The following is a 24639-nucleotide window of genomic DNA, read 5'->3' on the forward strand; positions in this document are numbered from 1 at the left end:
AGCTGATTGACCGGGGCCGGGCCGGCGGGGTCAGGCCGGGCCGGCGGGGGCGGCAGGGGCTGCATCAACCGCGCCGCCGTAGCGGCGGTCCCGCTGGGCATAGATCTCCACGGCATCCCACAGCGTGCGCCGGTCCACATCGGGCCAGAGCGTGTCCATAAAGACGAATTCGGCGTAGGCCGACTGCCAGAGCATAAAGTTGGAGAGCCGCTGCTCGCCGGAGCTGCGCAGGAACAGGTCGACGTCGGGCAGGTCCGGCTCGTCCAGGTATTTCTGGATCGTTTTCTCGGTGATGGCGCCCGGCTTGAGCCTCCCGGCCGCCACCTCTTCCGCGATCGCGGACACCGCATCCGCGATTTCGGCGCGCCCCCCGTAGTTAACACACATGTTCAACGTGCACGTGCTGTTGCCCCGGGTGAAGTCCTCGGCCTCCTCCAGCTCCCGGATCACCGACCCCCACAGCCTCGGCCGCCGCCCGGACCAGCGGATCCGGACGCCCCACTCATCCAGCTGGTTGCGCTGCCGACGTAGCACATCCTTGTTAAATCCCATCAGGAAGCGGACCTCCTCGGGCGAGCGGCGCCAGTTTTCCGTGGAGAAGGCATAGACACTGAGGTGCTCGATGCCAAGCTCGATCGCGCCGGCCACCACGTCCAGCAGGGCCGGCTCCCCCGCCTTGTGCCCTTCGATCCGCGGCAGGCCGCGCTGGTTGGCCCAGCGCCCGTTGCCGTCCATCACGATCGCGACGTGCCGCGGGATGAACTCCGCCGGGATGGCCGGCGGGACGGCCCCGGAGGGATGCGGGTAGGGGCTCAGCACGGGGGTGCTGCGCTGCCGGACCGGATTCTTCTTTTTACCCAACGCCACAGCTACGTTCGCTCCACATGTTTGAGGGATTTAAGCACCCGTTCCAGATGCCACTGCAGGTAGCCGGCCACCAGGCCGGCGGCCTCACGGCGGTGCACCGGAACCGACGCGTCCGCCGTGGTCCAGTCGCCGGTCAGCAGTGCGCCGAGCAGCAGGACAGTCTCCGCGGCGGGCGCGGGCGATCCGGGCGGCCGGCAGTCGGCGCAGACCATACCGCCGAGCGGTGCCGAAAACGCAGTGTGCGGCCCGCGGGCCCCGCAGCGGGCGCAGTCGGTGAAGCTCGGCGCCCAGCCGCCGGTGGCGAGGGCGCGCAGCAGGTAGGAATCGAGGATGAGTTCAGGGGTGTGGTCGCCGCGGCTCAGCGACGCCAGGGCGCCGACGAGGAGGTTGTACTGAGCGGTGCCCGCTTCACCGTCGACGTCGGTGAGCTTCTCCGCCGTCTCCGTCATGGCGGCAGCCACGGTGTAGCTGCCGTAGTCCGCGGCGATGTTGCCGCCGTAGGCCCCCTTGGCGACAGCCTGGGTGACAATGTCCAGGGTGCGCCCGGAAATCAGCTGGAGGTCGGCGACCATAAAGGGCTCGAGCCGGGCGCCGAAGCGGCTGCTGGTGCGCCGGACGCCCTTGGCCACGGCGCGGATCTGGCCGTGGTGTTTGGTCAGGATGGTGATGATGCGGTCCGCCTCGCCCAGCTTGTGGGTACGCAGCACCACACCGTCATCACGGTAGGCGCGGGAGGCATAGGAGGATGGTTGGGCCACGGTTAATCTTCGCACTGTCTTAGAAGGAAACGCTGCCATTCGCCAAAGCAGCACTGCGCCGCCGGATGATCCGGCGGCGCAGTGGCTGACAGCTTAGGCGCGGGCGTCCCGGATGGCCCGGTTCACCGCAGAGATGACGGCCTTGAGCGAGGACGTGCTGGTGTTGGCGTCGATCCCGACGCCCCACAGCACCCGTTCCCCGACGGCGCATTCGACATAGGCCGCGGCGAGGGCGCTGCCGCCTTCGGACAGGGCATGTTCGCTGTAGTCCAGCACGCGGACGTCGACGCCGTCTTCGCGCAGGATGCTCAGCAGGGCAGCGATCGGACCGTTGCCGGTGCCGGTGCGGTGGACCGGTGTGCCGTCGACTTTGAGCGCGGCATGCAGCGTCATGGAGCCGTCCTCGTCGGTCTCGGTGCTGAACGGGCCGAGGGCGTAGCGTCCCCACTGCGCGTCGGCCGTGCCCGAGGGCAGGTATTCATCCTGGAAGGCCTGCCAGAGCTGGGCACCGCTGACTTCGCCGCCCACGGTGTCGGTCTGCTTCTGGATGACCCCGGAGAACTCGATCTGCGCGCGGCGCGGCAGGTCCAGGTTGTGCTCGTTCTTCAGCAGGTAGGCCACGCCGCCCTTGCCCGACTGGGAGTTGACCCGGATCACGGCCTCGTAGCTGCGGCCGAGGTCCTTCGGGTCGACCGGCAGGTACGGGACCTGCCAGGGGTAGTCGGCAACGGCCTTGCCGACGGCGGCTGCGTCCTTCTCGAGTGCTTCCAGGCCCTTCTTGATGGCGTCCTGGTGCGAGCCGGAGAAAGCGGTGAACACGAGGTCCCCGCCGTACGGTGCACGCTCGGCGACGGGCAGCTGGTTGCAGTACTCCACGGTGCGGCGGACCTCATCGATGTCGGAGAAGTCGATCATCGGGTCGACGCCCTGGACAAACATGTTCAGGCCCAGGGTCACCAGGTCCACGTTCCCGGTCCGCTCGCCGTTGCCGAACAGGCAGCCTTCGATCCGGTCCGCGCCGGCCAGGTAGCCCAGTTCCGCGGCCGCGACGCCGGTGCCCCGGTCATTGTGCGGGTGCAGGGACAGGATGATGCCCTCACGCGGGTGCAGGTTGCGGCTCATCCACTCGATGGAGTCGGCGTACACATTGGGGGTGGCCATTTCCACCGTGGCGGGCAGGTTGATGATGACCTGGCTGTCCGCGGAGGCCTCGAACACGTCGGCGATGGCGTTGCAGACCCGGACGGCGTACTCCAGCTCGGTCCCGGTGAAGGATTCCGGCGAGTACTCGTAGGTGATGTGGGTGTCCTGCAGGGTCTCCTCGTACTTCTTGCACAACCGCGCGCCCTGCAGGGCGATGTCCAGGATACCGTCCTCGTCCTGGTTGAACACGACCCTGCGCTGCAGGACCGACGTCGAGTTGTACAGGTGCACGATGGCCTGCCTGGCGCCGACGAGGGACTCGTAGGTCCGCTCGATCAGGTGCTCGCGCGCCTGGGTCAGGACCTGGATGGTGACGTCGTCGGGGATGTGGTTGCCCTCGATCAGCTGCCGGACAAAGTCGAAGTCCGTCTGCGAGGCGGAGGGGAAGCCGACTTCGATCTCCTTGTAGCCCATCCGGACCAGCAGCTGGAACATCTTCAGCTTGCGGGCGGGGCTCATCGGGTCGATCAGGGCCTGGTTGCCGTCTCGCAGGTCCACGGCGCACCAGCGGGGGGCCTTGGTGATGACCTTGTCCGGCCAGGTGCGATCCGGCAGTTCAACCGTGATCAGGTCCTGGAACGGGACGTAGCGGTGGACGGGCATTCCTGAGGGCTTTTGTGCGTTTCGCATTACAATCGGGGCCTTTTCTGTGATTCCTGGTGAAAGGGTGGCCGGGCAACACAAACTCCGCAGCGAGGGTGGGCCTTGCGCTAGATCGCGTCTGAGGCCTCGCCGCGGCAGCTAAGAAGAAGCAGTTCTGCGCGCACCATTTCACAGTAACACGGGTGCGTAAGATGAAGGAGCCATACCTCCGTTTCGTCCACCATGCAGACCGGGAACCCGTTACAAGTCGGTGCTGGCCTGCCTCTCAAAGGAGCATCCGTGCCACTTTCGGGGATCGACCTGTCCACCTTTGACTCCGCCGTCCGGCCGCAGGATGACCTGTACCAGCATGTGAACGGCGCCTGGCTCAAGAACACCGAGATTCCGGATGACCGGCCCCTGGAGGGGACCTTCACGGCTCTGCGGGACGGCTCGGAACTCGCGGTGCAGGAAATCATTGAGGACGCGGCCGCGCGCGGCGCGGAGTCCACCGGGATCGAGCAGAAAATCGGGGACCTTTACAACAGCTTCATGGACGAGGCCGCCGTGGAGGCCAAGGGGCTGGACCCGATCAGGCAGCGGCTCGGCGAGGTGTTCGCCACGGAGTCTGTCGCCGGGCTTGTGGCGCTGGCCGGGCGCCTGTTCCGGGCTGACGTGGGGGGCCTCTTCTACATCTATCCCGCCCCCGATGCCGGAAACCCGGACCGGATCCTGCTCTACACCGGCCAGGGCGGGCTGGGCCTGCCGGATGAGTCGTACTACCGGGACGAGAAGTTCTCCCCCGTGGTCCGCACCTACACGGATCACGTGGCGAAGGTCTTCCGCCTCGCCGGTGTCGCCGACCCGGAGGGCGCGGCCGGCCGGGTCGTGCAGCTGGAAACGGCGCTGGCCTCGCACCACTGGGACAAAGTCACGCTGCGGGATCCGCAGAAGACCTACAACCTGAAGTCCGCCGAGGAGGCGACGCAGCTGTTCCCGCTCCTAACGGCATGGTTCGACGCCGCCGCCATCGAGCCGGAGAAGCGCGCCGAGCTGGTTGTGAGTACCCCGGACTTCTTCGCCGGGGCGGCATCGCTGCTGGACTCGGAGCCGCTGCCGGTCTGGCAGGAATGGCTCGCCCTGCGCGTCGTCAGCGCCGCCGCACCGTACCTCTCCTCCGCGTTCGTTGATGCAAACTTCGCCTTCTACGGCACCACGCTCAGCGGCACGCCGCGCAACAAGGACCGGTGGAAGCGCGGGGTCGCCGTCGTCGAAGCCGCCCTCGGCGAGGCGGTCGGCCAGATCTACGTTGCCCGGCACTTCCCGGAAACCCACAAGGCCCGGATGGAGACGCTGGTCGGGAACCTGATCGAGGCCTACCGCCAGTCCATCACCGGCCTGGCCTGGATGGGCGAGGAAACCAAACGTGAGGCGCTCAAGAAGCTCGATTCGTTCCGGGCCAAGATCGGCTACCCGGACAAGTGGATCGACTATTCCGCGGTGGAAATTGACCCGTCGGACCTGCTGGGCAACGTGGAGCGCGCGCACAGCGCCGACGTCGACCGGCACCTGGATGAGGTGGGCAAGCCCGTGGACCGGGAGAAGTGGCTGATGACGCCGCAGACGGTGAATGCGTACTACCACCCCCTGCTTAACGAGATCGTCTTCCCGGCCGCCATCCTGCAGCCGCCCTTCTTCACCGCCGACGCCGACGACGCCGTCAACTACGGCGGGATCGGCGCCATCATCGGCCACGAAATCGGCCACGGCTTCGACGACCAGGGTTCCCAGTACGACGGCAGCGGGCTGCTGCGCAACTGGTGGACGGAGGACGACCGCACCGCCTTCGAGGCCCTGACCTCCCGGCTGGTGGCCCAGTTCGATGCGCTCTCCCCCACCGCGGCGCCGGGGCACAACGTGAACGGCAAACTGACCCTGGGCGAAAACATCGGTGACCTTGGCGGCCTGACGATTGCGTACAAGGCCTACGTGATCAGCCTCGACGGCCAGGAGCCGCCGGTGCTGGACGGACTCACCGGCGTGCAGCGCTTCTTTGCGTCCTGGGCCGCCGGCTGGCGGCAGGTCATGCGGAACGAGGAAGCGATCCGCAGGCTCGCCACGGATCCGCACTCACCCAATGAGTTCCGCACGAACCAGATCGCCAAGAACCTGGACGCCTTCCACGCGGCGTACGGCACGGCCGAACGGGACGGGATGTGGATGCCCGCAGCCGAGCGCGTCAGCATCTGGTAGGCGTTTGTCAGTTACGCACGGTTCGCGCGGCGGGGAAAGAGTGCTCGTCTCCGGCTGTTAGGGTTGCGGATGATCGGGCAGTTGCTCATCGAAAAGGGCAAACCGCGGGCGAATCCGCGACGCAACGCTACGGCCCCCTCGCGGGTGGCCGGGCCGCCGACCAGCAAGGGATCCCACCATGGTTTCATCCGCTCCTAGCCACGCCCAGTCCCGAGTCGAATCCGGTGATGGATCCGGAACCCGGCGCCCCCGCGTACGGCGCCGGACCGCGGTGGGGACCGCCATGGGTGCGTCGGCTCTGCTGGCATGGGCCCTCGTCGGGCAGTCTCCGGCCTACGCCGCTGACGCACCCGTGGGCCTGGGGACGGCCGGGACTTACTCCGTCCTGGGCGGAGAAACGGTCACGAACACCGGACCCACGACCCTCGCGGGAGACCTCGGAGTGAACGCGGGAAGCGCGATCACCGGCTTTCCGCCTGGCCACGCGGCCGGAGCGACCCATGCAGGCGACGCGCAGGCCGGGCTGGCCCAGTCCGATCTGGCCACCGCCTACGACGACGCGGCAGGCCGGGCCATGACCGCCGGCGTGGCCGGCGACCTGGTCGGACAGACCCTGGCTCCGGGCGTCTACAAATCCTCCGGCCCGCTGGCCGTCAGCGGCGCGCTGACCCTGGACGGACGGGGGAATCCCAACTCGGTGTTCATCTTCCAGGTGGCCTCGGACCTGACAACCGCCTCGGCCAGCAACATCGTCCTGACCAACAGCGCCCAGGCCTGCAACATCTACTGGCAGGTCGGTACCTCCGCAACGCTGGGGACAAATTCAACGTTCAACGGGAACATCCTGGCCCTGACCTCGATCACGGCCACTAACGGCACCACGGTCCACGGCAGGGCACTGGCCCGGAACGGGCAAGTAACGCTCGACACCAACGTCTTCACGATGCCCGGCTGCGCCACGGCCTCGCCGACCCCCACCGCCACAGCACCGTCAACGCCCACAGGCCCGGCAGCAGCGGCGTCGCCCACCCCTGCGCCCGCCAGTGCAGGCACGGGAACCGGCCGCGGGGTTAATATCGACACCGCGGCAGACAACCGTGCCTCACACACGGGAACAGCGCTCGGCGCGGCAGCTGCTGCGGCGGGACTGATCGGGGTTTGGATGCTGACCGGGGGTATGCGCCAGTCCCGACGGAACAAGTGACGCCAGGCAAAAGCGCGCGCGGGCGCGCACGGCGCCGACGGGAGCCTCATCCGGTGGATGAGCAGTCCGCAACCGAAGGCGCGTCGGCCACGGCCTCCGCCCGCCGGTCACGAACCATGATGATATCCGGTGGCGCCCTGGTAACAGCGGCTGCTCTTGCCGCCACAATCAGCCTGACTGCGGTCCCGGCTTCGCCTCCGCCCGCTGCCGGACCCGGTACAGTGACGACAGCCCCTGCACCGACACCGCCTGCAACGGCACCCCCCGCACCGGCTGCCGTCCCGCCGACCGCGATGTTGCACACTCCGGCACCAGGACCCGACGGATCCCCTCCGCTGCAGATCACGTATCCCGGCATCGGCATGAACCAGGGCGTCGTGCCCCTGACACCTCAGAACCAGGGACCGCAGGCAACCATCGTTCCCCCGATGACAGCAGACGCGTACTGGCTCACGCCCTACGGCCGCCCGGGTTCCACGGACACCACGTACATCATCGGCCACAGCTGGGAAGGCCGCGACTCGACTTTTAACCACCTCAGCAGCCAGGCCAAGCCCGGGGACCGGCTCACCGTGACCACAGCAGCCGGGCCGGGCACCTACACCGTCACCACGGTGTCCACGGAAAACAAAGACACGCTCAAGAACAGCCCGATCTGGGACAGGGTCCCCAACCGGCTCATCCTCGTCAGCTGCTACACCGCAGACCTCCGGGGAACCAACATCGTCGTCACCGCCGATTTGAACCCTGTGCCCTGACGGTGCCCGGCAGGGAACCAGCGCTGAAGTTCGGCCGAGGCCGGATGCCCTGGCTCCCCGCAGGGCTGCCGTCTGAACCCCGCCTGCCGGACCGGGCAGTGCCCAACGACCGTCGGCAGTACCGCTAGCGGACGATCAGTGACGGGTTGGCCTGCTGGCAGACGACGTCCCCGGCGGTCTGGTTGACAATGTCCGAGGGCAGTTCCACCGGGGCGTCCCCGCCCGGGGTGCCGCCCACACGGTCACTGCCCAGATAGACCTGGACGCCGGTGACACCGGCGGCCGGCAGCACCTGCGCCGCCGGAATCCCGAGAAGGGTGGCAACGTCGGCGGCCACATCGCCGTACCCGGCACCGTAGTACACCGCGGTCGTTGCTACCGGCCCGGCGGCCAGCTGGGCGAGCTGGGTGAACCCGCCGGCGGTGAGGGCCTGGATGATTTCCTGGGTCCGGGCCGGGGCGCCGGACCCGTTCGCCACGGTGATTGGCTGCACCGTCTTGTCGTAGGCGGTTGCTGTCTCGCTGGGCGTGGGTTCCGGACTGGGGCTGGCGCTTGCGTCAGGGGACGCGGACGGGCTCGGGGTCGCCGTCGGATCCGTGAGGTCAATGTCCTTGCGCATCGCAGCGAAGAGCTGGGAGGCCGCGGGCTCGGCCACCTGCAGGCGGTTCGGGTCGCTGACCGCGGGGACCGTCGGGACCGCGACGAACGCGACCTTCCCGACGTCGATGTTCTTCAGCCGGTTTCCGACCGTCAGCAGCGTCGGGATGGAGGCCAGGCCCTCGTCGATGGTCAGGTTCTTGGTGACGACGTCGGCGATCTCCAGCATCTTGCCGGGGTTGGACATCGTGCCGTCATCCTTCAACTTCCGCGTCAGGGAGGACAGGAAGGCCTGCTGCGCCTTGATCCTGCCGAGGTCCCCGCCGTCGACAAAGGCGTGCCGGGCGCGCAGGAACGCCAGCGCCTGCTCGCCCTGGACCGCCGAGGTTCCCTTCGGCAGCCGCAGCTGCGAATCCGGGTCATACACGGCGTCGCTGATGCAGACGTCCACACCGCCCACGGTGTTCGAGAGCTCCTTGACCGCGTTGAAGTCGGCCATCATGAAGTGGTCGATCTCCAGGCCCGTAAGTTTGTTGACCGTGTCCACGGCGCAGCCGATACCGGCCTCCGACATGGCCGCGTTGATCATAACGTTCTTCTGCGCCGGGAATTCCTGCTTGGATTCCTGGTCGGTGCATTTGGGTGTGTCCACCAGCAGGTCGCGGGGGAAACTCACCACGCTGACACGTTTGTTGTCCTCCGAGATGTCCATCAGCATCATGACGTCGGAGTGCCCGTAACCGGTGGCGTCATCGGACGTGCCGTACTGCGCGTTCTTGCCGTCGCGGGTGTCCGAGCCGAGAATCAGGATCTGCATCCGGTCCCGCGAGTCGTCGAGGGCGCCCTCTGTCTTGTCGCCGCCGGCTCCCAGTGCCGCCTTGCTGATGTTGCCCTGCAAACGGATGGCCCAGTAGGCGCCGAAGGCCAGGACACCAACAAGCAGAAGGGAGACAACGGCCGTCCCGATCTTCAGCCAGCCGGGCATGCGGTGAACGGCGCCGAAATGCCGTGCCGGTCCGGCCGCCGGATCATCCGTGTGCCGGGCAACAGAGCCTGGCCGAACCGGGGATCCGGTTCCGCCTGCACGGTCTTCACGGGGTCGAGACACGGTTGAGCCTTCTTTCATAAAAGGGGTCTGCCCATTTTAGAGGCCAAATCTGGGAATTCCCCGATGGCAGGCTCCATGGGAGCGGCGCAGGCACCGCCTGCGCCAGGGTTGGGCCTAGAAGCCGAGCTTCACAAGCTGCTTCGGGTCACGCTGCCAGTCCTTGGCGACCTTCACGTGCAGGTCGAGGTAAATGCGGGCGCCGAGCAGCGCCTCGATCCCCTTGCGGGCGTTGGTGCCGACTTCGCGGAGCCGGGCGCCGCCCTTGCCGATGATGATGGCCTTCTGCGACGAACGCTCGACGTACAGATTGACCCGGACGTCGAGGAACGGCCGGTCTTCGGGCCGGCCCTCACGCGGAACGATCTCATCGACGACGACGGCAAGGGAGTGCGGCAGTTCGTCGCGGACGCCCTCAAGGGCTGCCTCCCGGATGAGCTCGGCGATCATAACGGCTTCCGGTTCGTCCGTCAGGTGGCCGTCCGGGTACAGCGGCGGCGACAGCGGCATGTGGCCGATCAGCACGTCGGCGAGGGTTTTGACCTGGAAGCCGTCGGCGGCGGAGACCGGGACGATGTCCTTCCAGCCGTCCTCGCCGAGGACGTCACGGCCCAGGGCCGCGACGGCGAGCAGCTGCTCGGTGAGGGCCTGGCGGTCCACCGTGTCGGACTTCGTCACGATGGCAATGACCGGCTTGTTCCCGACGGCGGCGAGCTGCGCGGCGATGAACTTGTCGCCCGGGCCGATCTTTTCGTTGGCCGGCAGGCAGAAGCCGATCGCGTCAACCTCGGCGAGGGTGTCGGCGACGAGTTCGTTCAGCCGCTTCCCCAGCAGGGTCCGCGGGCGGTGCAGGCCCGGGGTGTCCACAAGGATCAGCTGGCCGTCGTCGCGGTGCACGATGCCGCGGATGGTGTGGCGCGTGGTCTGCGGCTTCGCCGAGGTGATGGCGACTTTTTGGCCGACCAGGGCGTTGGTGAGGGTGGACTTGCCCGTATTGGGCCGCCCGACCAGAACCGCGAAACCGGCCCGGTAGCTGCCGGGGGCTGCTTCGCCGTCGGACTTATTCTGCTTGCTCACGTGAGACTCCCTGTTGGATTGGTGCGGCCTCGTCGAGAAGGTCTTCAAGGTCAGTTTCTTCTTTTGGTACGGCGGCCGCAATGATGTGGCTGACGCGGTTCCGCCGGCCCTCGAGCCGGTCGGCAGTGAGGGACAGCCCGTGGACCTCGACGGTGCTGCCGACGATCGGCACCCGCCCGAGGGCCTTGGCGAGCAGGCCGCCCACGGTGTCCACTTCGTCGTCGTCGAGCTCCAGGTCGAAGAGTTCGCCGAGGTCATCGATGCTCATCCGCGCGCTGACCCGGTAGCTTCCGTCGCCGAGTTCCACCGCCTCCGCGCTCTCGGTGTCGTACTCGTCGACGATCTCGCCGACGATTTCCTCGATCAGGTCCTCGAGCGTGACGAGCCCGGCGGTGCCGCCGTATTCGTCGATCACGATCGCGACATGGGTCGATTCCTTCTGCAGTTCGCGCAGCAGTTCACTGACCGGCTTGGAGTCCGGAACATACCGCACCTCGCGGGCCAGCTCGTCAACCACCGGGGGCTCCTCGCCGGGACCGAGGTTGTGGATGACCGCGGCCACGTCCTTGAGGTAGACGATGCCGAGGACGTGGTCCGTGTTCTCACCGATAACGGGGATCCGGGAATAGCCCGAGCGCAGGAACAGCGACATCGCCCGGTGCAGGCTGGAGCCGGAGTCGATGCTGAGGATGTCGGTGCGCGGAACCATAACGGAGCGGACCAGGGTGTCGCCGAAATCGAACACCGACTGGATCAGCTCGGCCTCATTGTCCTCGATCACGTCGGACTCCGTGGCGCGGTCCACGAGCTCCCGGAATTCCTCTTCGCTGAAGAAGGCCTCGTTGTCCGCGGGCGCGCCCGGAGCCACGGCGCTGCCCAGGGTAACCAGCCAGCCGGGAATCGGTCCGAGCACCCAGCACAGCCAGCGGATCAGCGGGGCGCTGAAGCGGACCAGGCCGGCCGAGTGCACCCGGCCGATCTGCCGCGGGGACACGCCCACGATCACGAAGCCCAGCAGCGCCATGACGCCGGTCGCAATCAGCCCGGAGAGCCAGACGTTGTCGAGCAGGCTGTTCAACAACACCGTCACGGCGACCGCGGAGGCCATGTCGAACCAGATGCGCCAGAAGCGCAGGGCCCGCATGTGCGCCACGGGCTGGGCCATAATGCGCTTCAGCGCGCTGCCGCGGCTGTTCAGGATCGCAGCTTCGGCATCATGCCGGGACAGGTAGTTGAAAGCCGACTCAACCGCGGTCAGGAACGCGGCAAAACTAAGAAACACCAGCGCCATGCCGGCAAGGATCAGTGGCGTCACTGAATCGTCTCTGACGGGGCATCTTTGCCGGTGAAGGCCGAGAGAAGTTCGCGCTGGAGGCCGAACATCTCCTCCTTCTCCTCCGGCTCGGCGTGATCAAAGCCGAGCAGATGCAGGATGCCGTGGGTGGTGAGCAGCAGCATTTCGTCCTGGGTGGAGTGCCCGGCGTTCATTGCCTGGACCTCCGCGACCTGCGGGCAGATGGCGATGTCGCCGAGCATGCCCTGGGGGGTGGGCTTGTCCGGGGTGCCCGGGGTCAGCTCATCCATGGGCACCGAGAGCACGTCGGTGGAGCCCGGCTCGTCCATCAGTTCAAGGTGCAGCTTCTCCATGGCCGGCTCGTCCACGAGCAGGATCGACAGCTCGGCCTGCGGGTGGATGAAGAGCCGTTCGAAAATGAACCGCGAGAGCTGGACCAGCTGGGCCTCATCGACGGTGACGCCGGATTCGTTGTTGACCTCGATGCTCATGCGTCTTCTCCCCGCTTGTCGCGGGCCACGGAATGCTTGACCCGGTTCCGCTGGATCTCGTCCCAGACGCTGTAGGCGTTGACGATGTCGCCCACGAGGCGGTGCCGGACGACGTCGGAGGCGTCCAGGATGGTGAAGTTGACGTCATCGATGCCCTGCAGGATGTCTTCGACGATCCGCAGGCCCGACCGGGTCCCGAACGGCAGGTCCACCTGGGTGACGTCACCGGTGACCACCATCTTGGAGCCGAAGCCCAGCCGGGTGAGGAACATCTTCATCTGCTCCGGCGTGGTGTTCTGCGCCTCGTCCAGGATGATGAAGGCGTCATTGAGGGTGCGCCCGCGCATGTACGCCAGCGGCGCGACCTCGATGGTGCCGGCCGCGATCAGCCGGGGGATGGATTCGGGGTCCATCATTTCGTGCAGCGCGTCGTAGAGCGGCCGCAGGTACGGGTCGATCTTGTCGCTGAGCGTGCCGGGCAGGAACCCCAGCCGCTCCCCCGCTTCGACGGCGGGACGGGTCAGGATGATCCGCGTGACTTCCTTCTGCTGCAGCGCCTGGACGGCCTTGGCCATCGCCAGGTAGGTCTTGCCGGTACCGGCCGGGCCGATTCCGAAGATCACCGTGTTGGCGTCAATCGCGTCCACGTAGTTTTTCTGGTTCAGCGTCTTCGGCCGGATCGTCTTGCCGCGGCTGGAGAGGATGTTGTGCGTGAGCACGTCGACCGGGTTCTGCAGCGACTGGGTCCGCAGCATCGACACGAGCTGCTGCAGGACAGCGGGAGTGATGACGGTGCCCCGGGCGACGAGGCCCCGGACCTCGTTGAGCAGCCGCATGATCCGCGGCACGTCAGCGGCCGAACCGCTGATCGCGAGCTCGTTGCCGCGGACATGGAAGTCGACGGCCGGGAACTGGGTCTCGATGAAACGCAGGGCTTCGTCATGACTTCCGAGGGACTGGACCATCTGATCAGAGCTGTCGAACAGGACCACCTCCGTCCGCAGCCCTGGTAGGGAGTGGGGGAATTCACCTGCGGTGCGCTCTCCGGCGCTGATCCGGGCCTTGCCGTTCGTTGCTTCAGTCATGGTGTTGGCCCGCGGGCCTCTGGTCCCCTCCAGTTCGGAATTGGTCTGTCCGCTGATCCGGCCCGACGGCGGTGTTCGCCTTCTGGTTCCGGGTGTCAGCGGGTCCTCCCATCCTACGCCAGAGAAGGCTCCGCACGCCGCGGCCGTGACGGCCTAACGGCCCGCCATGTGACGGGATTCCCGGAATTAGGTATCAACTTCGTATCGGCCTCATATCGTTCCCGTTGCAGTTCCGGCCCGCCGGCCGAATCCACGGCTGGGCCCCGGACCCGTGTGCCATGCTGGAAATCGATCGCCGCACGGCTTCCACGGCCAGGCGCGGGGACAAGTCGGACCATCAGAAAACCAAGCTGAAAGGGCAGCAGCCATCAGGCAGCGCGGGGTTAAGCAGACAACAGCAGGCAGGCGGCGACGTCCGGGCCTGCTGCTGCTGGTGCTGCCCGCGGCTCTGGCCCTGTCCGGTTGCGTGGCCACACCCCAGCCGGGCATCACGGACGCCGCGTCCCCTTCGCAGGTCATGTCCGCCCAGGCGCCGACCACGAGCGCGCCGCTGGAAACCACGCAGGCGTCCAACAAGGCGCCGGTGTACTGGATCGGGCGGAGCAACGAGAGCATGTTCCTGTACCGGGAGTTCCGTGATGTCCCGGAACAGGACAACCCGGTCACGCGGGCGCTCCGGGTCATGATGTCCCAGAAGCCGCTGGACCCGGATTTCTTCACTCCCTGGCAAAACCCGAAAAAGCTGGCAAGCTCCATCTCGGGCAAGAACGTCATTACCGTGGACCTGTCGGCGGACGCTTTCAACAGCAATGTGGATCCCGCCATGGCCGAGCGTGCGGTCCAGCAGCTGGTTTACACCGCGACGGCGGCCGCTGCCAGTGCGGGCCTGATCGACGCGGGGCAGCAGATCCAGGTGGTGGTGCTCGTGGACGGGCATACCGATTTCGTCGCGTTCAACCACATCCGCCTCGGCGCCCCGACCGCACGCAGCGCCGGGATGGTCGCACCGGTGTGGATCATTGATCCCCAGGAAGGGACCTCCGTGGAGGACGGAGCGGTCAAGATCTCCGGCCGCAGCACCGCTCCGGGAGGCACGCTCCGTTGGGAGATTCTGCGGATCGACGGCAGCGTCACGACCACATACCTGAACGGGACGGTGACTGCCTCGGCCGAGGCCGGACAATCGGGTGCATTCAGCCTGTCGGCAAACCTGGGCCCGGGCAACTATGAGGTCCGGGTATCCCAGCTTGAGGACGGCAACCCTGCCGAGGATCTGAACGTCGACACCCGCGGGTTCACGGTCAAATAGCCGGCCGGCCCAACCCGCAGTCGCGGAGTCGTGCAGTCGCGGAGTCGTGCAGCCGCGGAGTCGCGCCGCCGGCACAGCCGCCGGCAGCGGCTACCAGCGGCCGAGGATGTCGCTGGCGAGGACCGTCGCGGCGGGACCGGCCGTGGACGAGCGGAGCACATGGTGTCCCAGCAGGGCCGTCACGGCACCGGCGTCGCAGAGCCGGGTGACTTCCCGCGGGCTGATGCCGCCTTCCGGACCGACGATCAGCAGCACCTCACACCCCCCGTCTGCTCCGTCACCGGCCGGCCGGGCGGCCTGCCAGGCCTCGAGCGCCTGCCGCAGCGGACGTACGGCATCCTCGTGCAGGATGACGGCGAGATCGGCGGCAGCCACTGCCGCCTGCAGACCGGCGCCGTCGACGGCGGACCGGACCTCCGGGATCCAGGCCCGGCGGGCCTGCTTGGCGGCCGCCGTGACGACGGACTGCCACTTGGCGTGGGCCTTGGCCGCACGTTCGGCCTTCCAGCGGACAATCGAGCGTTCGGCCTGCCAGGGGATGACGGCGTCGATTCCGAGCTCGGTCGCTGTTTCGGCGGCGAGCTCGTCCCGGTCCCCTTTGGCGAGGGCCTGGACCAGGACGAGCCGGACCTCGGGCCGGGGCTCGGCGGAGAGTCCGGAGCATTCCACCGTCAGCTCGTTGGGCGCGACGGCGGCGACGGTGCCGCTAAGCCGCTTGCCGGCGCCGTCGGCGATGTCAAGGCGCTCCCCCACGCCAAGGCGCTTCACCGTGACGGCGTGCCGGGCTTCGGGCCCGTCAAGGACGAAGACGGCCCCGGGGGCCAGCCCGTCCAGGGTTCCGGGGGGAGTGAAAAAGACCGGGTTGCTCACTGCTACAGGTTACCGAGCCTGTCCCGAAGCTTTGAGAAGACCCCGCCGCTCGCGGCGAGTTTTCCCTCGGTGAACTGTTCGCCGCGCAGCTTCGCGAGCTGGCGGAGCAGCTCCTCCTGGGCGGCGTCGAGTTTGGCGGGCGTGTCCACCTGCAGGTGGACCTTGAGGTCGCCACGGCCGTAGCCGCGCAGGTGGGTGACGCCCAGCCCGCGGAGGGTGATGACCTCGCCGGACTGGGTGCCGGCCTTGACGTCGATTTCCTGCCGGCCGTCGAAGGTGTCGAGGGTGAGCTCGGTGCCCAGGGCTGCGGCTGTCATGGGGATGTTGAGGCTGGCGTGCAGGTCATCGCCGTCGCGCACGTAGGTGGCGTCGTTGTTGACCCGGATCTCCACGTAGAGATCGCCCGCGGGTCCGCCGGCGGGTCCGGCCTCGCCCTGGCCGGAGAGCTGGATGCGGGTGCCGGTGGCGACGCCGGCGGGGACCTTGACCGTCAGGGAGCGGCGGCTGCGGATGCGGCCCTGGCCGGCGCATTCGTTGCAGGGGTCCTTGATCACGGTGCCGAAGCCCCCGCAGGAACCGCAGGGGGCGGCGGTCATGACCTGGCCGAGGATGGAGCGAACGGCGCGCTGGACCTGGCCGCTGCCGCCGCAGATGTCGCAGCGCTCCGGGTGGCTGCCTTCACGGCAGCAGGAGCCCTCACAGGTGGGGCAGGTGACGGCAGTTTCGACTTCGAGTTTTTTGTTGACGCCGAAGACGGCGTCGCGGAGCTCGATCCGGACGCTGATCATGGCGTCCTGGCCGCGGCGGACCCGGGAGGCCGGCCCGGCCTGGCCGCCGGCGCCGAAGAAGGTTTCGAAAATATCCTGGAACGCGAAGCCCTGGCCGGAGTAGCTGCCGCCGCCGAATCCGTTGTCGGTGCCGTTCTCGTTGCCCGTGGTGTCGTAGATCCTGCGCTTCTGCGGATCGGACAACACCTCGTAGGCGTGTGTGACGGCCTTGAAACGGTCCGAGGCGTCATCCCCGGGATTAACATCCGGGTGGAGGTTCCGTGCCAGTTTGCGGTAGGCCTTCTTGATCTCTTCGCCCGTGGCTTCGCGGGAGACTCCAAGAACGTCGTAGTGGCTGCTCAAAATTTGTATCTCTTCCTGGTTGTACTGCCGGTTAGTGGCAAGAAGTCTTTGGGGGTTGAACCTCCGGTGTGCCTGTTGGTGCCGGAGGCCTGGCCGCGGTCCGTCAGGGGCCGATAATCCTGGACAGATAGCGGGCGACGGCCCGGACGGCGGCCATCGTGGTCGGATAGTCCATCCGGGTGGGGCCCAGGACACCGACCTTTGCGGTGGCGTCCGGGCCGTAGCCGGTTGCCACCACCGAGGCCTCAGCGAGCCCGTCGTAGGGGTTCTCCCGGCCGATGCTGACGGTCACGCCCCGCGGGTCCGCGGCCATGTCCCCCAGCAGGCGGAGCATGACCACCTGCTCCTCGAGGGCTTCCAGGACCGGGCCGATGCTCAGCGGGAAGTCCACATTGGAGCGGGCCAGGTTGGCAGTTCCGGCCATCACCATCCGTTCCTCACGGCTGCTGGCGGCCAGCGCCTCCAGGCCGCGGGCCAGCGCCTGGGCGTCCGCCCGCCGCGCGGGCGGGCAGGTGACAATCACGGACTTCAGCGATTGCGGCAAGAGGTTCAGGGGCGTCCCGGAAAGGCTGCCGAGGAAGCGCGTCCGCAGATCGGACAGGGCCTCCTCGGGAAGGTCCTGCCCCACGTCAATGACCCGCTGTTCCACCTTGCCGGTGTCCGCGATCAGTACCGCGAGCACTTTGCGCGGCGCCAGCAGGACGAACTCGATGTGCCGCACCTTTGCCCGGCTGAGATGGGGATACTGCACGACGGCGACCTGGTGGGTCAGCTGCGACAGCAGCCGCACGGTGCGGTCCAGGACGTCGTCGAGGTCTTCAGAGCCCTCGAGCAGGGCCTGGATGGCCCGGCGTTCCGCCGGGGAGAGCTGCTTGAGCGCCGAAATCTGGTCCACGAAGAGCCGGTAGCCCTTGTCGGTGGGAATGCGCCCGGCGCTGGTATGCGGGGCCGTAATGAGGCCCTCATCCTCCAGGGCCGCCATGTCATTGCGGATCGTGGCGCTGGAGACGCCGAGGTGGTGCCGTTCGACGAGGGCCTTCGAGCCGACGGGTTCCCGTGAATGGACGTAGTCCTCCACGATGGCGCGCAGCACTTCGAGTTTGCGCGGTTCGCTCATGCTCCACCTCCATTCGACTGTGCCGCATCCGCGGCCTCCGTTTGCCGGCCGATCCGGACACAGTGTGTTAGCACTCGACATGCCTAAGTGCTAACCAGTCTAATATGAGTCGCCGCGTTGTTAGCATTGGATTCGCTCCAGGCGTTCTTCCCGGGGCTGGTGTTTTCGGGCACAGCCCGCCGCAGCAATCCGAGTGCAAAGCAGTGTGTAGCCGATGTCGTACCAGAATTGGGGTCCGCAGGACCTGTCCGCCCCCGTCAAGGCCCAGCTGCCCGAAGTGCCGGTGGAGCGCGGAATGGTGCTCGAGGACGTGCAGTCCGGCTGGGTCGGCGCCGTCACCAGGGTGGAAAAGTCCGGCGGGATGCACGTCGTCGCCCTCGAGGACCGACGCGGCAAATCGCGGTCCTTCAGGCTCGGCTTCGGCTTCCTGCTGGAGGGACAGCCGATCCGGCTGATGCCGCCGGCGCCCCGCCCCGCCGCGGCGGCCGCGGGAACGCGCACCGCCTCCGGCTCTGTCCGGGTGGAGGGCCAGCGGGCCCAGGTCGCCAAGGCAAGCCGGATCTGGGTGGAAGGCAAACACGACGCCGAACTCGTCGAAAGGGTCTGGGGCGACGATCTCCGGGTGGAAGGCATCGTTGTTGAACCGCTGCATGGCATTGACGACCTCGCCGGCGCGGTGGCCGCCTTCCGGCCCGGCCCCGGACGCCGGCTCGGCGTGCTGGTGGACCACCTGGTGCCGGACTCCAAGGAGTCCCGGATCGCCGCAGCCGTGATGGCCTCCCCCGGGGCGGCCGGGAACGTGCTGATCGTGGGCCACCCCTACGTTGACGTCTGGCAGGCGATCCGGCCCGCCGTGCTGGGGATCGAGCAGTGGCCGGTCATCCCGCGCGGTGTGGACTGGAAGACCGGCATCCTGATGGCCTTCGGCTGGCCGCACAGCACCAAGGAGGACGTCGGCCTCGGCTGGCAAAAACTGCTCGGCGCGGTCCGCAGCTATGCGGATCTGGAACCCTCCCTGCTGGGCCGGGTCGAAGAGGTCATCGACTTCCTCACCGTTCCCTGAGCCAGGCCTCCGCCGGTCCCCGCCAGCGGGCCGATCCTTGATTCCGGGCCCAAGCAAGTATTCTTGGTAAGGCGGCTGTGCACCCGGCGCAGCCCTGGCAACTCCAGGCACCAACGCACCACCGCAATCCGAAGGACGACACCGTGGCAGAGAACGCACGCGATCACACTGGCAACCAGGCCGGCCATGGCCAGCCTCCGTACCATGGCGTTCCCGCAAATGCGCTGCCGCTGACGGCAAACGAGGACCGGCAGTGGGCCACGCTGGCACACTTCGGCGGCATCCTGGGCTGCGTTCCCGCGCTGCTGATTTACCTGATCTTCAAGGACCGCGGCCCGTTCACGGCGCAGGAGTCCAAAGAAGCCCTCAACTTCACGCTGCCTCCCACGATTGCTGCCGTGTTCTGCAACCTGCTGGTGTTCGTACCGGTGGTGGGCAACATTTTCGCCGTCCTGGCCACGCTCATCTGGATTGCCGTGACCTGCTTCTCGGTGGCGGCCGGCATCCACGTCAACCGCGGCCAGCCGCACCGCTACGAGTTCAACCTCCGCTGGATCAAGTAGCGGGACAGCCCGCCTAGTCCGGCAGGATCCTGCGGACCACGGCGTCGGCGAGCAGCCGGCCCTTCAGCGTCAGGACGAGGCTGCCCCGGAAGGCTGAGACCGGGTCCACAAGTCCGTCGGCGATGAGTCCGGCCACGGCGTGCCGTCCGGTGTCCCCCAGTCCGCCCAGGCTGGCGATCTCCAGCCCGGAGTTCAGGCGCGCCTCCAGCATGACGCGCTCCACGTTGCGGGTCTCTGAATCGAGGGTTTCCCGGCCGGCGGCAGGCGAAAGCCCGGAACCCAGGCGGTTGGCATAGGCGGTGGGGTGCTTGACGTTCCACCAGCGCACGCCGCCCACGTGCGAATGCGCGCCGGGGCCGATCCCCCACCAGTCGTCCCCGCGCCAGTACGCGAGGTTATGGCGGCAGGCCTGCTCCGGGGTGCGGGACCAGTTGCTGACCTCGTACCAGGACAGCCCTGCGGCCGAGATGAGTTCGTCGGCGAGTTCATATTTGGCCGCATGGTCGTCGTCGTCGATTCCCGGGACCTCGCCGCGGCGGATCTGCGCGGCCAGCTTGGTGCCCTCCTCGACAATCAGCGCGTAGGCGCTAATGTGGTCCGGCGCGTAGGACAGCGCCGTCTCCAGCGAGTAGCGCCAATCGTCCAGCGACTCCCCCGGCGTTCCATAAATCAGGTCGAGGCTGACGGCGAGGCCGGCGTCCCGGGCCCACCGGACCGCCTGCGGCACCCGGCTGGGGGTGTGGGTCCGGTCCAGCACCTTCAGGACGTGCGGCACCGCGGACTGCATGCCAAAGGACACGCGGGTGAAGCCGGCATCGGCGAGCAGCCGCAGGGATTCGGGGGTGACGGAGTCGGGGTTCGCTTCCGTGGTGACCTCGGCGCCGGGCTCGAGGCCCCAGGCCCGGACGGCGGCGGTGAGGATGCGGGCCAGGTCTTCGGCCGGGAGCAGCGTCGGTGTTCCGCCGCCAAAGAACACCGTGCTCAGCGGCCGCGCCGGCAGGCCGCTGCTACTCAGGGCCGCGGCCGCGAAGTCGACTTCCGCGACGGCGGTGCTGGCGTAGGCGTCCTGGGACGCCCCGCCGCCGAGCTCCGTGGCGGTGTAGGTGTTGAAGTCGCAGTAACCGCAGCGGACGGCGCAGAACGGGATATGCACGTACAGCCCGAAAGCCCGGGCCGCGGCGCCATCGAGCGCCTGGCCGGGCAGCAGCCCGTCCGGCGGCGCCGGGTCGCCCAGCGGCAGGGCGCTAGGCACGGGCCCCGCCGGCCTGGGTGTGGACAGTGATCACCGGCACCGCTACTTCTTGGCCTTGTCCTTGGACTCGTCCGTGGTGAGGGCGGCGATGAAGGCTTCCTGCGGGACCTCGACGCGGCCCACCATCTTCATGCGCTTCTTGCCTTCCTTCTGCTTCTCCAGCAGTTTGCGCTTTCGGGTGATGTCACCGCCGTAGCACTTGGCGAGCACGTCCTTGCGGATGGCACGGATGCTTTCCCGGGCGATGATCCTGGAGCCAATGGCGGCCTGGATGGGCACCTCGAACTGCTGCCGCGGGATGAGTTCGCGCAGCTTTCCGGTCATCATCACGCCGTAGGCGTACGCCTTGTCACGGTGGGTGATCGCGGAGAAGGCATCAACCTGTTCGCCCTGGAGCATGATGTCGACCTTGACCAGATCGGCCACCTGGTCGCCGTCGGCCTTCCAGTCCAGCGAGCCGTAGCCGCGGGTCTTGGACTTGAGGATGTCGAAGAAGTCGAAGACGATTTCGGCCAGCGGCAGGCGGTAACGGATCTCCACCCGGTCCTCGGACAGATAGTCCATGCCGCCCATGACGCCGCGCCGGCTCTGGCACAGCTCCATGATGGCGCCGACAAACTCGTTCGGCGCCAGGATGGTGGCGGCCACCATCGGCTCGCGGACTTCCGCGATCTTGCCGCTGGGGTACTCGCTGGGGTTCGTGACGTGGACGACCTTCTTGTCCTCCAGGGTCACCTCGTACTCCACGTTGGGGGCGGTGGAGATCAGGTCCAGGTTGTATTCGCGTTCGAGCCGCTCGCGGGTGATTTCCAGGTGCAGCAGGCCCAGGAAACCCACACGGAAGCCGAAGCCCAGCGCGGCGGACGTCTCAGGCTCGTACACGAGCGCCGCGTCGTTGAGCATCAGCTTCTCGAGCGCATCGCGGAGCACCGGATAGTCCGTGCCGTCCAGCGGGTACAGGCCGGAGAAGACCATCGGCTTGGCATCCGCGTAGCCGGGCAGGGACTGGGTGGCGGGCTTGGCCAGGTTGGTGACGGTGTCGCCGACCTTGGACAGGCGGACGTCCTTCACCCCGGTGATGAGGTAGCCCACCTCGCCGACGCCCAGGCCCTTGGAGGGGGTGGGCTCCGGGGAGCTCACACCGATCTCCAGGAGTTCGTGGGTGGCGCGGGTGGACATCATCTGGATGCGTTCGCGGGGGTGCAGCATGCCGTCGACCACCCGCACGTAGGTGACCACGCCGCGGTAAGTGTCATAGACCGAGTCGAAAATCATGGCCCGGGCCGGGGCGTTGGGGTCGCCCACGGGCGCGGGAAGGTCGCGGACAATCTTGTCCAGCAGGACCTCGACGCCCACGCCCGTCTTGCCGGAGACGCGGAGCACGTCGTCGGGGTCGCCGCCGATCAGGTTGGCGAGCTCCGCGGCGTACTTCTCCGGCTGGGCTGCCGGGAGGTCGATCTTGTTCAGGACCGGGATGATCGTGAGGTTGTTTTCCATCGCCAGGTAGAGGTTGGCAAGGGTCTGGGCCTCGATGCCCTGCGCCGCGTCCACGAGCAGCACTGCGCCTTCGCAGGCCGCGAGCGAGCGGGAGACCTCGTAGGTGAAGTCAACGTGGCCGGGGGTGTCGATCATGTTCAGCGCATAGCTGACGCCCTCGAGCTCCCAGGGCATACGGACTGCCTGGGATTTGATGGTGATGCCGCGTTCGCGCTCAATGTCCATGCGGTCCAGGTACTGGGCCTTCATGTCACGGGACTTTACAACGCCGGTGTACTGGAGCATCCGGTCGGCCAGTGTGGATTTGCCGTGGTCAATGTGCGCAATGATGCAAAAGTTCCGGATGATGGCCGGATCTGTTGCGGCGGGCACCGGGGCGGTGCGGGCCATGGGAGACACGCAGGGTCCTTACTCTTGGCATTCTGTTGGCTGTGCACGGTCGGCGCTGAGGCTGGGTTCCCCACTCCGGCGTGCCGTATATCTGAACCTATAGTCTCCCACGTCCGGGCCTGTGGAACTGCATCCCTGGATTCCGAAGCGGACGCTGAATGTTCCGCTGCAGGTAGGGTGGCCCCATGGCTTGGAACTTGCGCTCGATCAGCAATGCAGTCCGCAGTACTTTGCGCTTCCTGGAGGGGCGTTCCGGCTCGGCGCCCGGCAGGTCCATTACCCGTTCCGGGACAAAGCAGTCCGGGCGGCCGGGCACGAGCGGCGGACGCCCGGCTAATGGGCAAGCCGCCGCCGGCCTGACCGGTAGCTATCCCGGCGACTTCCGGGGAACGGCGAAGGTCAGCTACGCACCCTCCCCCAACGGCCGCCCCGAGCCGGGCGAGGTCGTCTGGACGTGGGTGCCCTATGAAGAGGACCATTCCCGGGGCAAGGACCGCCCGGTGCTGCTGGTGGGCAGCAGCGGCCGTTTTCTGCTCGGGCTTATGCTGACCAGCAAGGACCACGACGGCGACGCACGCCGGGCGGATGACTACGTTGACATCGGCACCGGCCCCTGGGACCGCCAGGGGCGCCCCAGCGAAGCGAAACTGGACCGCATCCTGCAGATCAACCCGGAGGATGTCCGGCGCGAAGGCGCCATCCTTGCCACCGGAAGGTTCCGCCTCATCGCCGCCGCCCTGCAGTCCCGCCACGGCTGGCGCTGAGCGGCGACGAATAGGTCCGCGCGGGTACGCGGCACGGTGGCTCCCTATTTCTTAACGGGGTATTCGTCGTCAGCAAGCTTGTCACCCCAGACCGTTTCCGGCTCGCCGCTGTCGGCCGGGGCCTCCCGGAGGGCGAGGTGGCACATGAAGTTGTCTGCGCTCGCGCCGTGCCAGTGCCACTCGCCGGCGGGAGTGTGGACGGTATCGCCGGGGTGCAGCTCAATGATTTCGTCCCTCGTGACTGCACGTAGCCGAGGCCTGTCGTGACGTGCAGGGTCTGCCCGACGGCGCGCCTGTGCCAGGCCGTCCGGGCCCCGGGGGTGAAAGGCACAAGGTTCAGCCGGGCCCGGGAGGGTTCCTGGGCGGAATAGTAGGCGTTGAAGTAGACGTCGCCGGTAAACCACTCCTCGGGGCCCTTGACGGCGGATATCCCTCGTCAGTAAACAGCAACTACGGTTATTTCGATCGCGTAGACGGCATATACGTGGTTCAGAACTCCAACGAAGTCAACAACAGAATCGCCTCCGGCAGCGCGACCATTCTGCACACCCAAGGCAAGATCAACGAGTGCATCCTCTACTATGGCTGCTTCCAGTCGTTCTATCCTCGGGGTAGGACGACGATCTACGCAAACGGCGCCATGTCGTTCCAATACGGGGGCTAAGCATGCGCAAACTCGTACTCGCCCTTCTCGGCATCGCCCTGACCGTTGCCATCTGGTACGGGCTAAGCTGGGGCGTCTCCCCCTGGGGAGGCTCGGGACCTGGCATGTAGGTGTCATCTTCATCGTTGCTGTTATCGCCGCCGTGATGATCTGCAAGCGCGTCGGTCGCAGAATGCGAAAGGCGACTGCGGTTGGGACCACTCGGGCTCAGTAGGAGTATTTGAGAGGGGCTGCCGGTCGATGACCGGCAGCCCCTCTCGCGTTCCAGAGGCGACGTACCTCTCAGTCTGATCCGGGCTCCCCGAAGTCCTCGGGTGACAGCCCTTCCCCTTCATGGCATGCACGACTCGGGACGGAATCATGACCATCAAACGCCGTGCAAGTCCATCCCGCGCGATTGACAGATATAGAAGCATCCAAGTCGCGCTGGCATGGGTGCTTCGCAACCCTGCCGTGACCGCCCCGATTGTGGGAGCCACCAAAACCAACCACCTCACGGACGCCGCCGCAGCCCTCGACATTCGACTCACCGACGAACAAGCACACACGCTCGAAAAGGCCTACACCGCGAGCCAACCGGCTACTGACCAAAGCACCGCGTACGGGGCACCGGCAACAGGTCGTCGCACACCGCGAACTGTCCTCCTGCCTCCAGCACGACGACGCGCATCCCGCGTTCCGCCTCCCGGTCTCCGGTCCTCGGGCGGCAGGTGACGGTCTCTGCCGCCGTCTCTGCTATTATTGAC

At 67.2% G+C, this 24639-nt stretch carries 21 protein-coding genes; 8 read left to right on the forward strand and 13 right to left on the reverse strand.

Going from position 1 to position 24639, the window contains the following annotated elements; translation table 11 throughout:
* Nucleotides 1-30: 30 nt before the first annotated feature.
* Genes ASPU41_RS16230 through leuA form a run of 3 tightly spaced genes read right to left on the reverse strand, consistent with a single transcriptional unit; the run spans nucleotide 31 to nucleotide 3458 of the window.
* Nucleotides 31-867, reverse strand: coding sequence for an isoprenyl transferase (locus ASPU41_RS16230; protein WP_069951781.1), 837 nt, complete (start codon nucleotides 865-867; stop codon nucleotides 31-33).
* 2 nt (nucleotides 868-869) lie between these two features.
* A complete protein-coding gene (gene recO, locus ASPU41_RS16235) occupies nucleotides 870-1664 on the reverse strand; it encodes a DNA repair protein RecO (RefSeq protein ID WP_442856205.1) in 795 nt (264 codons plus the stop codon).
* Nucleotides 1665-1718: 54 nt separating this feature from the next.
* Nucleotides 1719-3458: a 2-isopropylmalate synthase gene (gene leuA / locus ASPU41_RS16240; protein WP_069951783.1), complete on the reverse strand. Its 1740-nt coding sequence runs from the start codon at nucleotides 3456-3458 to the stop codon at nucleotides 1719-1721.
* Nucleotides 3459-3710: 252 nt separating this feature from the next.
* On the opposite strand from leuA, the gene ASPU41_RS16245 reads away from it, so the two are divergent.
* From ASPU41_RS16245 to ASPU41_RS16255, 3 genes are all read left to right on the forward strand, one after another.
* Complete coding sequence (locus tag ASPU41_RS16245) at nucleotides 3711-5663, forward strand: M13 family metallopeptidase (RefSeq protein WP_069951784.1); 1953 nt, start codon at nucleotides 3711-3713, stop codon at nucleotides 5661-5663.
* 178 nt (nucleotides 5664-5841) lie between these two features.
* Complete coding sequence (locus ASPU41_RS16250) at nucleotides 5842-6867, forward strand: ice-binding family protein (protein WP_083266569.1); 1026 nt, start codon at nucleotides 5842-5844, stop codon at nucleotides 6865-6867.
* A 293-nt stretch (nucleotides 6868-7160) separates the two neighbouring features.
* Entirely contained in the window at nucleotides 7161-7625 is a 465-nt protein-coding gene (locus ASPU41_RS16255; protein WP_231941101.1) for a class F sortase, read from the forward strand.
* Between the two features lie 124 nt (nucleotides 7626-7749).
* Here ASPU41_RS16255 and ASPU41_RS16260 read toward each other — a convergent pair whose 3' ends face one another.
* From ASPU41_RS16260 to ASPU41_RS16280, 5 genes are all read right to left on the reverse strand, one after another.
* A complete protein-coding gene (locus ASPU41_RS16260; RefSeq protein ID WP_442856206.1) occupies nucleotides 7750-9330 on the reverse strand; it encodes an LCP family protein in 1581 nt (526 codons plus the stop codon).
* 114 nt (nucleotides 9331-9444) lie between these two features.
* The gene (gene era, locus ASPU41_RS16265) at nucleotides 9445-10404 is read right to left on the reverse strand and encodes a GTPase Era (protein WP_069951788.1); all 960 of its coding nucleotides are present in this window, start codon (nucleotides 10402-10404) and stop codon (nucleotides 9445-9447) included.
* Nucleotides 10388-11719 (reverse strand): hemolysin family protein, encoded by a 1332-nt coding sequence (locus ASPU41_RS16270; protein WP_069951789.1) that lies wholly within the window; start codon nucleotides 11717-11719, stop codon nucleotides 10388-10390. The genes era and ASPU41_RS16270 overlap by 17 nt, the downstream gene beginning before the upstream one ends.
* Nucleotides 11716-12189, reverse strand: coding sequence for an rRNA maturation RNase YbeY (ybeY, locus tag ASPU41_RS16275; RefSeq protein ID WP_069951790.1), 474 nt, complete (start codon nucleotides 12187-12189; stop codon nucleotides 11716-11718). The genes ASPU41_RS16270 and ybeY overlap by 4 nt, the downstream gene beginning before the upstream one ends.
* Nucleotides 12186-13274, reverse strand: a complete 1089-nt coding sequence (locus tag ASPU41_RS16280) for a PhoH family protein (RefSeq protein WP_069951791.1) — start codon at nucleotides 13272-13274, stop codon at nucleotides 12186-12188. Before ASPU41_RS16280 ends, ybeY begins: the two co-directional genes overlap by 4 nt.
* Nucleotides 13275-13740: 466 nt before the next feature.
* On the opposite strand from ASPU41_RS16280, the gene ASPU41_RS16285 reads away from it, so the two are divergent.
* The gene (locus ASPU41_RS16285; RefSeq protein WP_442856207.1) at nucleotides 13741-14583 is read left to right on the forward strand and encodes a GerMN domain-containing protein; all 843 of its coding nucleotides are present in this window, start codon (nucleotides 13741-13743) and stop codon (nucleotides 14581-14583) included.
* A 90-nt stretch (nucleotides 14584-14673) separates the two neighbouring features.
* On the opposite strand, the gene ASPU41_RS16290 is transcribed toward ASPU41_RS16285, so the two are convergent.
* The 3 genes from ASPU41_RS16290 to hrcA all read right to left on the reverse strand — a co-directional run bounded on the left by ASPU41_RS16290 (nucleotide 14674) and on the right by hrcA (nucleotide 17700).
* Nucleotides 14674-15453 carry a 16S rRNA (uracil(1498)-N(3))-methyltransferase gene (locus ASPU41_RS16290; protein WP_069951792.1) on the reverse strand — a complete coding sequence of 260 codons (780 nt, stop codon included), beginning with the start codon at nucleotides 15451-15453 and terminating at the stop codon, nucleotides 14674-14676.
* Nucleotides 15454-15455: 2 nt separating this feature from the next.
* Nucleotides 15456-16583 carry a molecular chaperone DnaJ gene (gene dnaJ / locus ASPU41_RS16295; protein WP_069951793.1) on the reverse strand — a complete coding sequence of 376 codons (1128 nt, stop codon included), beginning with the start codon at nucleotides 16581-16583 and terminating at the stop codon, nucleotides 15456-15458.
* 103 nt (nucleotides 16584-16686) lie between these two features.
* Nucleotides 16687-17700, reverse strand: coding sequence for a heat-inducible transcriptional repressor HrcA (gene hrcA / locus ASPU41_RS16300; protein ID WP_069951794.1), 1014 nt, complete (start codon nucleotides 17698-17700; stop codon nucleotides 16687-16689).
* Between the two features lie 214 nt (nucleotides 17701-17914).
* Here hrcA and ASPU41_RS16305 point away from each other — a divergent pair, with 214 nt between their 5' ends.
* Together ASPU41_RS16305 and ASPU41_RS16310 are read left to right on the forward strand one after the other, a co-directional pair.
* Nucleotides 17915-18763, forward strand: a complete 849-nt coding sequence (locus tag ASPU41_RS16305; RefSeq protein ID WP_069951795.1) for a DUF3097 domain-containing protein — start codon at nucleotides 17915-17917, stop codon at nucleotides 18761-18763.
* 143 nt (nucleotides 18764-18906) lie between these two features.
* Nucleotides 18907-19326, forward strand: coding sequence for a DUF4870 domain-containing protein (locus tag ASPU41_RS16310; protein ID WP_069952764.1), 420 nt, complete (start codon nucleotides 18907-18909; stop codon nucleotides 19324-19326).
* Nucleotides 19327-19339: 13 nt separating this feature from the next.
* Here the strand turns inward: ASPU41_RS16310 and hemW are convergent, their stop codons facing one another.
* Nucleotides 19340-20578 carry a radical SAM family heme chaperone HemW gene (gene hemW / locus ASPU41_RS16315; protein ID WP_069951796.1) on the reverse strand — a complete coding sequence of 413 codons (1239 nt, stop codon included), beginning with the start codon at nucleotides 20576-20578 and terminating at the stop codon, nucleotides 19340-19342.
* A gap of 42 nt (nucleotides 20579-20620) precedes the next feature.
* The gene (lepA, locus tag ASPU41_RS16320; RefSeq protein ID WP_197515685.1) at nucleotides 20621-22474 is read right to left on the reverse strand and encodes a translation elongation factor 4; all 1854 of its coding nucleotides are present in this window, start codon (nucleotides 22472-22474) and stop codon (nucleotides 20621-20623) included.
* Nucleotides 22475-22650: 176 nt separating this feature from the next.
* Between lepA and ASPU41_RS16325 the strand changes: the two genes are divergently transcribed.
* Nucleotides 22651-23229, forward strand: a complete 579-nt coding sequence (locus ASPU41_RS16325) for a type II toxin-antitoxin system PemK/MazF family toxin (RefSeq protein ID WP_069951798.1) — start codon at nucleotides 22651-22653, stop codon at nucleotides 23227-23229.
* 1024 nt (nucleotides 23230-24253) lie between these two features.
* Nucleotides 24254-24607 carry an aldo/keto reductase gene (locus ASPU41_RS22190; protein ID WP_231941102.1) on the forward strand — a complete coding sequence of 118 codons (354 nt, stop codon included), beginning with the start codon at nucleotides 24254-24256 and terminating at the stop codon, nucleotides 24605-24607.
* The last annotated feature ends 32 nt before the right edge of the window (nucleotides 24608-24639 follow it).

Origin of the sequence: Arthrobacter sp. U41 (assembly GCF_001750145.1) — a bacterium.
In the GTDB taxonomy this organism is placed as follows: Bacteria; Actinomycetota; Actinomycetes; order Actinomycetales; family Micrococcaceae; genus Arthrobacter.